The sequence below is a fragment of the Spirosoma koreense genome (assembly GCF_054777875.1).
The window spans coordinates 1-13,470 of record NZ_BAAHAC010000016.1; the positions used below are offsets into that span (position 1 = coordinate 1).

Here is a 13,470-nt window from a genome sequence, read left to right on the forward strand (position 1 = left end):
CCTATTCCATTAGCTAACAGATTGAATAACCAACTAGTTGTATCCATAAATAAGAATGGTACTCCCAGCAATTTTAATGCAGAAATGTTGAAAAATACTTCTCAAATCATAAGTGATAATATATTAAACTCAAACCTTAAATTTTTATAATCATGAAAAACAATCTAGTTCTTTACTTAAGTCTGATTTTTTTAAATGGCTCTTGTGATAAAGTGAAGAAGTTCGCATCTGATACAATAAATACAACCAGTTCTTCACCAGGCAAATGGATTGTTGTTAGATCATCAACAAGAGGAGAATGTAGAGTTCAAGATAATACGACTAGGCCGATAATAGGTAATAATCTTCTTGGAAGAACTTTTAATACAGAGTCGGAAGCCAAAGATGCTATGTGTGCAGCTTATCAAGAAGGGTCTGAAGGTGATTCGGACAAATGCGCTAGTGTTTATCCAAGTAATGCCTGCCAATAACGATAATAAAACCAGTTTATGCTAAAAGCTTTACCTAAAATAACTGAATTAACTCGCAGCTGCTCCTATCGAGTACGTTAAAGAAAGGTAACATAAACCGTCGCAGATCGAAGAGCACCTTTGAAAGAGACCGATTTTTGAGAGTAGTTATGGCGTAAAATGGTTTTGTACTATCTTTTAATTGAACCTACTATTATAAATTATACCGTAAGTAGTTGATTGTCTGAGCAAATTTTTATGAAATATTATTCATGTAACATGTTTTATAGATTTTAGGACAGCATCATAATTGACAGTTAGTATCGTCCAAGTGTTAACTCCTGTGCAAAACGGTAAATCTACCCAACTTCTTAACTATGATTATAAACCATAAACATACTTTCTTAATCTCGGATTCCCGTCGATAAATGTTCTATAAATGCTTTACTTAAATAAGTATTTCTATATCTTTTAAAAGCCATTTCATGAGCTTCATCTTTAGTCCATTGCTTAGACCTTGTCTCTGTTATTAATAATATTTTAGAGGCAAGTGAATTAGGAAACTTCAAGGATTGCGTCTTACTATAACTTAGGCACTCAAGGATAATTCCACGCAAGAAACTAAGACAGAGATCAGGTGTCTTAACAACTTGTTCCTCTGTAAACCTTACTACTATCCAACCATTTTTTATAAAAAAATTATCACGGATGTCATCATTACAATCGATATAATGAATAGGCTGGCCCGTTAAACCTACATATGGTTCATCAATCTCAATATCAATATAAATACTTACATCTTTTATGAAAAAATCTTTTTTGCTTTCTATATACTTACCGCCTATAAGGAGCTCAAATGTTATGTCAGGCCGATACTTAGAGCCATCAATTGCTCGGTTCAAGGCAAATGACTTGAGAGTAAAATATTTTTCATCATCTATTTCTTTCCAGTTTTCTTGTAAATACTCACAGAAAGCATATTCTGAAACCCCACGCCTTGGCGACAAATTAAAATCGTAAAATATTCCATCTTTTACATTGATTGACAAGTAATTTATAAGAGTACTTAGTTTCGATTCTCTTCTTTCTTTATATGCTTCGTCAGTGGTCAGATATGTATTAAATTGCTCTTGTTTTTCTTCATAATCTTTAAGGATAATAGTATTATATTTTTTAACTTTTTTTTGATAATCCAAATCTGCTTGTTTTAATTTATATTCGTGTTCCTTATTTATATTATCACAATTTAGTTTCCATTCCTTTAATAGCCTGGAGTACTCATTGGTATATGATTTAAATTTATCTTTTGCGTATTCGTTTTTTTGGAAAGTTCTGATAGCGCGTATAACAGTCAAGATAAATATTATCATTGCAATTGCTCCATAAAAATCTTTGTCTGTCTTATCGCTAAGATGGACAAAATAAAGGCCTAACAACGTTAGAAATATACTAGAGAACCATACGTTATTTTCTTCTAGAATTGGCTCTATGGGTTTTGGTGGAAGTTGAGCATTATCAGGAAGAACGTCTTTTTGTGGTGGCTCTGGTTTTACAGGTTGGTTTTCTAACAATGGATTCCATTTTACTATTTTAATTAGTTCATCAGGAGCTTTAACGATAGGATAATCCATGACTTGAAGGCCGTAAGACGATTTTAGAAGTACATTCGACAAACTATACTTTATACCCTACTAAAACATTTAATTAAAAGTAGCTTTGATTATCAATCATTTACAATATTTCATACAGGTTTATAATCACACCCATTTTTAGGTGTAAAAATGGGTGTGATTATAAACCTGTATTATATTTTATTCTCTCACTTTCTATCTTCTCTTCAATCGCTTCAAGTATCCAGTCTTGAAGGGAGACAGCAAGTTTTGGGCTGGTTGGTTTACGGGGCCGTTTAGCCCGTAATTCATCAATTGCAGTAAGCTGGCTAGACATGATCTTAATATTAAAATTCTTGATTCGCTCCTGCTGCGGCTCGGCTTGAGTAACCGTTGTACTACCCCGGTTTATAATTTCCTCTATTTTCTTTTCCTGCCGTTTGTCCTTCTGTTGCTCGTCAGGTTTGGCGGGCGTTGTTTTCTTAGGTGGTGGTGATACTGCCATAGTATTTATTTTTTAATGCCTGTAACATGGCTAAATAGTGCTTCTACTTCAGCAACTGCTTTTTCATCAGTGGGGATCATTTCAAAAACTGATAACCCTTTGCTAGCCGCAGTAGCGAACGCTTTACGATTGATGACCGCATAGTCTACAAAATTCAATTCCTCGTTGTCTCGCAAAACCTCTGTAGCTTCATTGTTATCGGCTCCACGTGTATCAGCTTTGTTCAGGAAAGAATAAACCTTTAGTGGGTTAGATCGGCTCCCCTGAATCTCGCTTAATAAGGCTTGTACTTTAGAGAGCGTCCAAATCTCGTAACTGCGAGGAGCAAATGGAATTAAGTATATGTCAGAGACAAAGAGCGCGGCCCGTTGGCTAGCTGTGTCACGTCCTCCGGTATCAATAACAATGTGATCATATTTAGGTCGTAACTGTTCTATCTGTCGGCGAACAGTTGGACCATTAAGCTGCACAAGTGTATAACCTAACTGGCCTTTTCTGGTCTCCTCACGCCAAGCTGTAAAATCACTCGCGCTCTCTTGCTCATCAGCATCAACTAATAAAACATCTGTTCCCCGCTGAGACAACCACACAGCTAAGTTTGTTGATATAGTTGTTTTACCCGTACCTCCCTTAATGCCTCCTATCGTGAAAATCATGCAGTTACGTTAATAAATAGGTTCAAACCAAGGTGCAGAAAATAACCTAAAAGTAGGTGTAATTTTACACCAAATTAATATTCCCTCATTAATATATTGTAAGTTTAGTTAGTTTTGGGAAAATGCCATGGTTATGTCGCAAGAAGCAGAAGTCCTAGAGAGTGAAGAAACAAAAGAGGGTTACATACTCGATTATATATCAGGTCTACCTGTCAAAGAAACACCTGAAGAAAGAGAAGCTGTACAGGTCTTCTCGAGAATACTTGTAGAAGATTTTAGTTATCCTAAAAGTCAAATCCAGACAAGACCGCAATGGAGAGTAAAGAGTCGCCCTTCTGACAGAAAGAAAGAATATCCTGTAGATATTGCAGTGTTTTCAGATACTGATAAGAATGAAGACACAGTATCGATCATAGTTGAGTGTAAAAAGAAAGATCGAAAAGATGGTAGAGATCAGTTAGAAGACTATCTGCGCTTTTCTAAAGCTCAGTTGGGCGTCTGGTTTAACGGCTCACAAAAATTATACCTGAAGAAGACGGAGAAAGATGGGAAAATCCAATTCGAGGAGGTTCCAAGTATACCCCGTTATGGTCAAAGAGTCGAAGATATAGGTCTTTTTAAAAGGAAAGACCTCAGGGTGGCTACCAACTTAAAAAGCACATTCAAAACCATTCGTAATTATCTAGCAGCTAATGCGGTAGGCATAACAAGGGACGAGGTTTTTGCTCAACAGCTGATAAATCTTATTTTCTGTAAAATATATGACGAGAGATTCACTAAGCCGGACGATGTTATAACGTTTAGGGCTGGTGTTGCCGAAGAGCATAACAAAGTATTTGAAAGAGTAAAAGGGTTATTCGAGAAGGTAAAAAAACAATATAATGATGTTATTGAAATTGCCGACTCAATTACGCTAGACGAAAAATCAATAGTGTATGTAGTAGGTGAGTTACAGAATTATTGTTTAGTAGAAGCTGATAGAGACGCGGTTGCTGAGGCATTTGAAATTTTTATTGGTCCCTCCCTTAAAGGTCCACAAGGACAATTCTTCACACCTCGGAACGTAGTGAAGATGGTTGTAGATATTCTTGATCCGACGACCGAAGATAGAATAATAGACCCCGCTTGTGGTAGCGGTGGTTTTTTAGTTGAGGCGCTGAGACACGTATGGAAAAAGGTTGAAGAGAAAGGACGTGATCTAGGCTGGCCAGATCATGAAATATTCGCTGAGAAACAAAAGGTAGCCATCAAAAATTTTCGAGGTATTGATAAGGATAACTTCTTAAGCAAAGTGGCCAAAGCATACATGGCCATTCTAGGTGATGGTAGGGGAGGAGTTTATTGTGAAAACTCTCTTGAAGCTCCTTCTCACTGGCACAGAGACACTCAAGCTAATGTCCACTTAGGGGGCTTCGACTTAGTTATAACAAATCCTCCATTTGGTAAAAAGTTAGCTATTGAATCTGAATCTGTCCTAAGAAAGTATGATCTTGGTCATACTTGGAAAGAAAACGAGGAAGGTGAGTTTGATAAGTCCGCTGTCCAAGACAAGCAACCCCCACAAATTCTATTCATTGAGAGGTGTTTGGATTTACTAGCTCCTAATGGGAAAATGGGAATAGTGCTTCTAGAAAGTATATTTGGTATGCCCAAGTATCGCTACGTTGTGAACTATATAACTCAACGAGCAAAGATCTTAGGTATAATCACTTTGCCTGAGGATCTGTTTCAGCCTCATACACACGCAAAAACTTGCGTAGTTATTCTAGAGAAAAAGGACGTTACTTCAACCGCTCCCCATAACATATTTATGTGCGATGTAAAATGGTGTGGTCATGACAGCCGAGGTAATCCGACTTATAGGGTAAACGATCTTGGTCAAAGGATTCTCTTAGATGAAATCCCCTCAGTTGCTCCACTATTTCACAAATCAAAGTAGCATCCATGGTTACTTACTGGATAAATTCCGAACAAATTATAGATAAAACTTACATTCCTAAGTTTTACAACCCAGAAATTACTGAGGGATTAAATAAGCTCAGTGATACTCACGATTGCCTTTCAATTAAGCAATTAATTAATGATGGAATCTTGTATTGTACAACTGGTGACGAAATAGGGAAAAACGCTTATGGGACTGGCGATATTCCGTTTGTCAGAACTTCTGATATTGCAAACTGGGAAATTAAAGCGGCTCCTAAACAAGGAGTTTCTAGAAATATATACGATGAATTTGTAACTGGACAGGATGTACAAGAAGGAGACATATTATTCGTAAAGGATGGAACGTACCTGATTGGCAATAATTGTTTCATTACTAACATAGATAATGAATTGTTGTTTCAATCTCATATATATAAGCTTAGAACTCTTGATAAGAAGAGATTCGACCCCGCAATAATTTTTTTATTATTAAATTCAGAAATAGTTCAGAAACAAATTAGATCTTTTCAGTTTACTGCGGATATAATAGATACAATCGGAAAAAGATTTTTTGAACTTATATTACCATTCCCTTTAGACGATGAAGTAAACAAGTATTTAGTTGAGGAAACACAAATCGCTCTTAAACAGAGGGTTAAAGGAAAAGCGTTCATCAAAAATGCTTCATTAATATTGGAGGAATCACTAATCAAAGGTACGGTTGATCCAATCAATAAATTTCTGTCATTATCAGATAGTGAGTTATCAAAAGAGCTTTGTTCAGAGACAGTAACTAAAGAATTTGGCGAATTTGAAGCATTTACGTATAAATCTGATGCTATAATAAAAGATATATACCTACCAAAGTATTATGATCCTACCGTAGACGAGGAAATAGAGCAGCTACGTGAAAACTGTTCAGTTTTCTCCTTTAAAGACTTAAAGGAGAAAAATATTATAGAATATCATACCGGTGATGAAATAGGCAAAATGGCTTACGGTACTGGTAATATCCCTTTTATAAGAACTTCTGATTTTTCTAACTGGGAGATAAATCATCAACCTAAGCAAGGTATTTCGGAAGAAATATATCTTCAGTATAAAGACAAACAAGATGTAAAAGTCAACGATATTCTTTTAGTTAGAGATGGTACGTATCTAGTAGGTTCATCCTGCATTATTACCGAGGCTGATGAAAAGAGTTTGTTTTGCGGTGGCCTATACAAGATAAGAATCATTGATACCGAGTTTATCAGCCCTTATTTGTTTTTGGCTTTAATTAACTCATACATCGTAAAAAGACAGATTCGTACTAAGCAGTTTACTCGAGATGTGATAGACACTATTGGTAATAGAATTGATGAAGTATTCATTCCTATACCTAATGATAGAGACTTAAAAGAAAGACTGACTGATGTCATTAAGGACGTTGTCACAAGTCGAGTTAATTCGAGAGATAGAATAAAATTTCTTTCACAATCTGTAATCAACCCCTCATTAATAAGAAATAATGTACCTGTTCCCGAGTTTTAAATTATATTTTCCCAGGAAGACAGAAGTGAAGGGACAGGTTATGTTTCTAGGAAAAGTTTCTTAACATAAGATACCTTATACAACAATCTCAAAAAAGTACAACGCTTCGCTAACTTCATCAAAGTCGCCGAACGTTGTACTTTTCTAATTAACCCTATTTTATTCGTTTTGAGGGTTGCACCGTCTACAAGTCGTGGGTGATGTGTTTAGTTTTTGGGCAATTACTTGAGCTTCGGCCAGAGCGCTCTGGTAGGTGTCGAAGGGGCCCTGCCATGCCCCATTAGCTTCCCCAAGTTTGGTTGTTTGTGCTCCTTTTCCTCCATTACAGAACGAACATCGTCCTTTGTGAAGCGTCACTTTACGATTCGGGTAGTTGTAATAAAAGTAGATGCCTTCTTGATTATGTTTTTTATCTGGGTCCGTAATCAGCGAGTTAGCGTTGTGCTGCGAACCTAATGAACTCCAATCCCACTGTGCTTGATAACCGAACTTCTCCAGTACATGAACCAAATTAACAATGTGGTTGGCGGGTATGGGTCGTTCAGTCGTCAACAAATTAAGGAGTGTGTTTTTAGGTGCTTCAGCAAAGTGCTCAATTGCTGATACAGATAAGACACGGGAGCGCATATGATCGAAAAATCGATGGATTGCCGCTGATTCTTTGATAATCATTTCTTTGTCTAGTGCCATTTTCGTTTTCATTTATTTACCACAAAGGTACACAAAGAAATTATATTATAACACATTCACACATAATAATTACAATAAAATTTTCGTACACAATATAATAGCTGCCAACAGAGACTAAAAATGGCGTTACAGCCCGATATTTGGCCTCGAAAGGCACCAACAACTTTATTAAGATGTGAATCAGTGCTCGACGCTGTAGGATTGTTGGTACCGCAATAAACGCGTATCTACTACAGGCTAAGCCCCCCTCGGCTTAATCTCTGCTGATTCTGTTGTGGTTTATCTATCCGTTCTAACAAGGTCTTGATTAGCTCCTCTCGGTCGGAAAGCTTTGGGCGTACTGTCTCGGTTGGATGGTGTTCGATCTGTGGCCGTAGCGTGTTTTGTTCAGCTACCGACTGAGTGAGTGTCTGTTCCACTTGCTTGCCTTGCTGCTGACGTTGGGAAAAATTCCGCTCCTGCTCTTGTACAGCCTGGCGCATGGCCAACCGCTCGACCTCACTGCCTTTGTCCATTACGTTCGCATAGTGAAACGTTTCCGCTAAAGGCCGCTCATAGTTGAACTGACGATCGAACGTTTGCTCAGCGGCCTGTTTGAAGGCCGTACGGTCAAATCCTCCCTTAACTGCACCCTGGTTAGTGTTGCGGTGATGAGTAGCCGGGCTCAACTTTAGTGGATTCTTCCTATCCAGCTCACCGGTTTTTTTCCGCTCCTGGTAACGGGTTAGATTTTCTGTCCGGCTCACAATGATATGCACATGAGTTTGTGGGCCTTCTTTCTCTTGGCCTCGTACGACATCACCAGTTTGTACAGATCGGTCTTGGTGTGAGTAGGTTCGACCTTGCTCGATCTTGGCAAACCAGACTAGATCTTGGCTTTCTATTCCCTTTCCAAAGTTTTTAGCGTACTCATTCATTGCGGAACGAGTATAGGCTTCTAATTTGGCTTTATCATTACCGATGTGATTTAATTCCGATTGGCTCGGACTCAAGATGACCTGATAATACTTATCCTCCTGCTTGCCTAAATTCTTCTTGTTCTCGTCAATGCTAAACACCACCTCCGACGCCAGCACCTGCGAACGGCCCTGACTAAACCACTGGCCTTGCACTTCCTTTTCTAAGTAGTCGGCCAGACCCCGACAAGTGCCGGCACTACCGCCGGTAATTTTAGCTACCATATTGGAAAGGGAATTAAGGTTGTCTAGGGTTAGTGGGTGGGACTTCACCTGGCTTCAAATCCTTGACCGTTTCATAGACCCGCTTAAAATTATCATTCAACAGATCCGGCCGGATAGCGCCCCCAATGGCCCGAATGTTCGAAAGCCGGATGTCTCGTAGTAAGCGCTCATCCAAGATTTCGGCCACCAGCTTCATAAACTTATTGATGGTTTGCATATCGGCTTGCGTGTTATTGTGCAAAGCCGCCATGTTGTCATGCATGGGCTTAAGGATTTGCTTTTCTTGCTGTCGGATAAATGAGATTAACCGTTTATCCAGGGCCTTGATGGCATCGGTGGGATTATCGGCTTTGGCGTCCCTGGGGTCCGCTTTGGTAGCTTTGAAATAGCTGATCATAGCTTCTAATAGAGCTTTGTTGGTTAAGCCGTATTGGTCGGCAAGCCGAGTGAAGTCTTCGTAAAATTCGGGGGCAATATCAACGCTTTTATATCGTCTGGTCATCGTTCCGTACATTTATCCGTAACAAGTATATTGATAGATAGCTAGTTAAGCAACTATTACGGACATAATACGGAATACTATATACACCTTACATTTATACACTATTGATATACAGATTCTTAACCCCGTAGGGCGGGCGGAAGAACAGTATGCAGCGTAGCAAAATACTGTTCCCGCTCGCTCTTTTACAAGACCGTATTACGCCGCACTCCGTAGGAGGGCAACTTTCGTGCGCGTCAACAATAAATCTGCAATGAAAATATTCTTTGCTTAGACCCATTCAACTGTGTACCCTATATTGCTTCCAACCTTAAGTACAACGAAAGCTGCGTTTTGATAGTGGAGTTGATCTCGGCACTCTCTCAATTTACTTTTATCAAAATCCACTTTGTCCTTTGTAAGGTTATTGGACTTCTTAACTTCAATGACAAGTAAGTTATGAGTACTAACACCCCGACGATGCACTATTATATCTGGATAGATTGTAATCGCCTCAGTGTCAGCAATGTCTTTTTGTACACCATCGTCTTTTGGAAAATCTAATTCCTTAGGATCATATTCATCACGATTGTATTCGCAATCCACATGCATATCCTTGAAATAAGGCTGTAAATACTCTGCGAGCTTATGCGTCATAGAACGCTCATTTACGTTTCGTTCGAGTAATTCCGGATCATCTTTGACCAATTTCTCTAACGCCTGACTAAGGTACTGTTCTACCATATGTTCTTTTATTATATATAAAGATGTGGTGATTCATTGCAATCTACTAAAAGTATATTCAGTAAGTCTAAGGTATGGGTATGTGCTGGGTAACTAAAAATATAGTTGCGGGCCTCTTCCCCTTTTTAGTAAACGCGCGCTCCTTTTTGTTTTTCGTTTTTCTCTCCTTTCAGTTCGATATATTTTTAGTTTTTTCAGTTTATCCACAGGCTTTTTAGCAACGCGCGGCATCACAACTAAATAGTAGGAAATCTTACTTTATAGTTAAATATTATATAAGGAGTGAATACGAATAAACCGAGAAATACCCCCACTTAGGTTAGTAATAAACCGAGAAATACCCCCACTTAGGTTAGTAATAAACCGAGAAATACCCCAGTTTTTTCAGAGTACTATTTTATATCTCTGTTTTTTCCTTATATCTTCGGATTGCGCCCTAGTAGAAGAGCGCAATATTGAATTTGTAAGTATGGAAGATAAACGTAGTACGCAGCTAGTGTTACCGCTCGGCCTGACCTATGAGCCGAAACATAAGGACATCATTAAACAGCACTGGAATGTAACCTTTGCTCGGCAAGGTCGTATGAGTGTTACGGCCAAACGAATCATGGCCCGCGTCATTGACCAGATACGCGACGATGATTTTAAACTGAGGTCTTACTATCAGTTCCGTATCGTGGACATCATCACCGATGCCGGAATCACCAAAGAGACCGCTTACAAAGAGGTTCAGGGGGCCTTACGTGAACTGACTGCGGCAGCATGGGAATTTGAAAGTTTGGACGGGTCAGAATGGTATATCCGTCATCTCCTAGACACGACCAAAGAAAAAGCGATAGGCTACAAAGACGGCATTATTACGGTGCTACTAAACCCACAGTTGGAACCTTATTTTATTCAAATCGCTCACTACTCGACCTATCAGATAAATAATTACATGGGTCTCAAAAGCTGGTACTCGATGCGTTTCTTTGAAATACTATCGGCCTTTAAAGATACCGGCGTGTGGTGTCCAACGGTCGAGCAGTACCGTCAACTCATGGACTGTGCAGAGGAAAAAGACAAAAGGGGCAGGGTAAAGCGGAACAAGGACGGAGCCCCCAGAATGAAATACCCAGATACTCGTGATCTGATTCGGTTCACCATGACGGAGCCATTAGAGGAATTGGCCGGTACGAACTTGGCTTTTAACTATGAGCCGGTTTACGAAACCGAACGTATGACGCGGGGTCGTAAGAGAATAACCGGTTTTAAATTCACGCTTAAACGTAAGCAGGACGGCAAAATACCAGAGTTTTGGTTACAAAACGCTGTCGTGTCTAGAGTGGTGTCGGGCCTGCGAGCTTGGAAGGTGACAGACAAAAATATAGCCCTTTATTTAGAAGATGTAGGTACTAAAGCGGCCAATAAGCTATTGTACGACTGGCAGCTGAAAGAAAACACTGACGAACGCATAAACGATCGGGTGAAGTACTGTAACGCGGTGTTCGTCAGGATGGGCAAGGCTGCTCAAGAAAAAATGAAACAAGAAATTCAAGCTGCTCTTCGACCGTAAGTTAGTTCAAAACTACCGTACGATAAATACAACAATACTCCGGTTAGCTTATAAGCTAAATATTATATTAATTGCCTGTGGGTCATATAGTTACATCTACTATGAAAGCACGCATATTAGTAATGTTGTTTACTATTGCTGTATTAACAATTTCTACAGGAGGTATTATTGGTAAGATATGGAATGGTGGAAAAAAGTTTGTAAGTAATGTCCTTCACGGTGATGCCAGCGGGGGATTAGTAGGAAATTCGTTCAGTCCAGCAATTGATAAATATGAAGGTGCGAATCAAAGAAGTATAGCACTACTAGATAAAAGTTTAGATGACAGATTAAAACAGTTTGATAATATAATACTCACAAAAGAAGATCATTTGAATGATATATTAACAAAACGAGAGGATCAGCTTAACGAAATACTAACAGCACGCGAAGACCAACTAAGTAACATAATAACAGCACGTGAAGACCAACTGAATGACATACTAACGGCGCGTGAAAATCAGATAAACGAAATCTTTAACTCATCTATTTTGCTAGCTGACGAAAAGATAAAAGAAGATATTAATGCATTAGATGAATCATTAGAATTTAGAGTTGGGCAGTTTACCACTGGATTAACAAGTACCTCATTTATATTTACTGCTGCCTCATGGAGAGTTGTTAAAGGCGTTATTCAACTAGTACTAATAGTTCTATTGGTGTACTATATTTTACGTATCATTGCTGAGTCTAATAGTAAAAACAACATAGCTGATAAAGAAAGAATCTCGAGTAGAATAAGATTATTTAGCTTCATAGTTTTGGTTGCAATATTAATAGTGAGCTTTTTTAATCCAATAACAACCACTTGGATTAATCCTGAATATAATGAATTAAAAGAAACTTATCTAAAAAAAGTGAGCGATGCTAGTTCAATATATAATTACAAAGAAGCAAGTTACAATGCTTATTTACTATCTGAACTAGATCAAACAAATGGGAACTCTGAATATTTAAACTTTAAATATTCATTATTAAAGGACTTAGCTTATCGTCCTAAAGTTGCCGTATTTAATGATAACACTTCAGACGAAATTGCTTTAAAAATGAGGAACTTTGAAATCCTATTTAATAAATCGGATAAAAGTGATCCTGAATTCTATATAATTAATGCTCTATTCACTCAGAATGCTTACAAGGACAAAGAAGGCGATGCTATTGCAGCTTATCTATGTTATTATTCCATAAGCTCGAGAAAAGACACTGCAATAACATATCCACTAGATATTTTTGCATATAATATTCTCAAAAATTTCAAGTCGCATCCCCTTAGTAAAAATGATGTAACAAAAATTCTACAAAATTATGAAGTCGATATTAGTCAAGTTTCTGTACCAGACTTTGATAACTTATATATCAAGGATTCATTATTAACAAAATCGTCAAATTTTAATCAAAATTTTAAGTTCAATGATTTGCTACAAAATATAATACAAAGAGATGAATCAAACTTTCTTAAGTATTTGGGATTCGAAAAAAGTGGCAATATTGTAGAACAACAACGACTAGGAACACAATATATTATCAATTGGATTCATTTAGTGAATTCACTACAAAATCTTAAGAACAACAATATTAGATTTTCTTCCTTAAATATAAATGATGCTTATGTCAACTATATAATAAATTCTTTTACCTCACAAAAAATAAATTTCCCAGAAGAGTACAATTCATTTTCAAACGAAGTAGAAAAGCTTATTGATAATGCTTTTTATAAAGATCCAAATACATCAGAAATTGAACAAGCTAAAACCAAAATCAAATCAGATTTTTCTGTTTTCAAAAGACGTTTTTTATGCGACATATTGATTAATTTTTCAAATAATCCAAAATTCGCTATTATAAATTCTGAATCAAGAAAAGCAAATTGGTGGTATGATAAAACCATAATTTTTGCAAATAAATACAAATCTTATTTAAATAATAAAGATCCTTTATTATTAAGTAATCTAGCTATTATAAGCTCAGAAATAGGCATTTACGACTATACGATGAGTAACCCTATTCCATTAGCTAACAGATTGAATAACCAACTAGTTGTATCCATAAATAAGAATGGTACTCCCAGCAATTTTAATGCAGAAATGTTGAAAAATACTTCTCA

The 13,470-nt window shown here is 37.5% G+C and carries 12 protein-coding genes; 5 read left to right on the forward strand and 7 right to left on the reverse strand.

Translation table 11 applies throughout. The annotated features are described in order from the left end of the window. Nucleotides 1-152 precede the first annotated feature (152 nt). Nucleotides 153-470, forward strand: a complete 318-nt coding sequence (locus ACYVC2_RS13525; protein WP_461102966.1) for a hypothetical protein — start codon at nucleotides 153-155, stop codon at nucleotides 468-470. Between the two features lie 383 nt (nucleotides 471-853). On the opposite strand, the gene ACYVC2_RS13530 is transcribed toward ACYVC2_RS13525, so the two are convergent. The 3 genes from ACYVC2_RS13530 to ACYVC2_RS13540 form a co-directional block, all read right to left on the reverse strand. After that, nucleotides 854-2,080 (reverse strand): hypothetical protein, encoded by a 1,227-nt coding sequence (locus ACYVC2_RS13530; RefSeq protein WP_461102967.1) that lies wholly within the window; start codon nucleotides 2,078-2,080, stop codon nucleotides 854-856. A gap of 160 nt (nucleotides 2,081-2,240) precedes the next feature. After that, nucleotides 2,241-2,564, reverse strand: a complete 324-nt coding sequence (locus tag ACYVC2_RS13535) for a hypothetical protein (RefSeq protein WP_461102968.1) — start codon at nucleotides 2,562-2,564, stop codon at nucleotides 2,241-2,243. A 5-nt stretch (nucleotides 2,565-2,569) separates the two neighbouring features. Further along, nucleotides 2,570-3,220, reverse strand: a complete 651-nt coding sequence (locus ACYVC2_RS13540) for an AAA family ATPase (RefSeq protein WP_461102969.1) — start codon at nucleotides 3,218-3,220, stop codon at nucleotides 2,570-2,572. A 133-nt stretch (nucleotides 3,221-3,353) separates the two neighbouring features. On the opposite strand from ACYVC2_RS13540, the gene ACYVC2_RS13545 reads away from it, so the two are divergent. Both ACYVC2_RS13545 and ACYVC2_RS13550 read left to right on the forward strand, forming a co-directional pair. Further along, entirely contained in the window at nucleotides 3,354-5,159 is a 1,806-nt protein-coding gene (locus tag ACYVC2_RS13545) for an N-6 DNA methylase (protein WP_461102970.1), read from the forward strand. Nucleotides 5,160-5,164: 5 nt separating this feature from the next. Then, nucleotides 5,165-6,676, forward strand: a complete 1,512-nt coding sequence (locus ACYVC2_RS13550; RefSeq protein WP_461102971.1) for a restriction endonuclease subunit S domain-containing protein — start codon at nucleotides 5,165-5,167, stop codon at nucleotides 6,674-6,676. 159 nt (nucleotides 6,677-6,835) lie between these two features. On the opposite strand, the gene ACYVC2_RS13555 is transcribed toward ACYVC2_RS13550, so the two are convergent. From ACYVC2_RS13555 to ACYVC2_RS13570, 4 genes are all read right to left on the reverse strand, one after another. Next, nucleotides 6,836-7,378: a hypothetical protein gene (locus ACYVC2_RS13555; protein WP_461102972.1), complete on the reverse strand. Its 543-nt coding sequence runs from the start codon at nucleotides 7,376-7,378 to the stop codon at nucleotides 6,836-6,838. A 218-nt stretch (nucleotides 7,379-7,596) separates the two neighbouring features. Next, nucleotides 7,597-8,547, reverse strand: a complete 951-nt coding sequence (locus ACYVC2_RS13560) for a DUF5712 family protein (RefSeq protein ID WP_461102973.1) — start codon at nucleotides 8,545-8,547, stop codon at nucleotides 7,597-7,599. A 13-nt stretch (nucleotides 8,548-8,560) separates the two neighbouring features. Next, nucleotides 8,561-9,049 carry a BfmA/BtgA family mobilization protein gene (locus ACYVC2_RS13565; protein ID WP_461102974.1) on the reverse strand — a complete coding sequence of 163 codons (489 nt, stop codon included), beginning with the start codon at nucleotides 9,047-9,049 and terminating at the stop codon, nucleotides 8,561-8,563. A 270-nt stretch (nucleotides 9,050-9,319) separates the two neighbouring features. Further along, nucleotides 9,320-9,772: a hypothetical protein gene (locus tag ACYVC2_RS13570; RefSeq protein WP_461102975.1), complete on the reverse strand. Its 453-nt coding sequence runs from the start codon at nucleotides 9,770-9,772 to the stop codon at nucleotides 9,320-9,322. Between the two features lie 469 nt (nucleotides 9,773-10,241). On the opposite strand from ACYVC2_RS13570, the gene ACYVC2_RS13575 reads away from it, so the two are divergent. Both ACYVC2_RS13575 and ACYVC2_RS13580 read left to right on the forward strand, forming a co-directional pair. Next, the gene (locus ACYVC2_RS13575) at nucleotides 10,242-11,327 is read left to right on the forward strand and encodes a replication initiation protein (RefSeq protein WP_461102976.1); all 1,086 of its coding nucleotides are present in this window, start codon (nucleotides 10,242-10,244) and stop codon (nucleotides 11,325-11,327) included. Between the two features lie 101 nt (nucleotides 11,328-11,428). Further along, a partial coding sequence (locus tag ACYVC2_RS13580; RefSeq protein WP_461102977.1) for a hypothetical protein occupies nucleotides 11,429-13,470 on the forward strand: 2,042 nt, incomplete at its 3' end.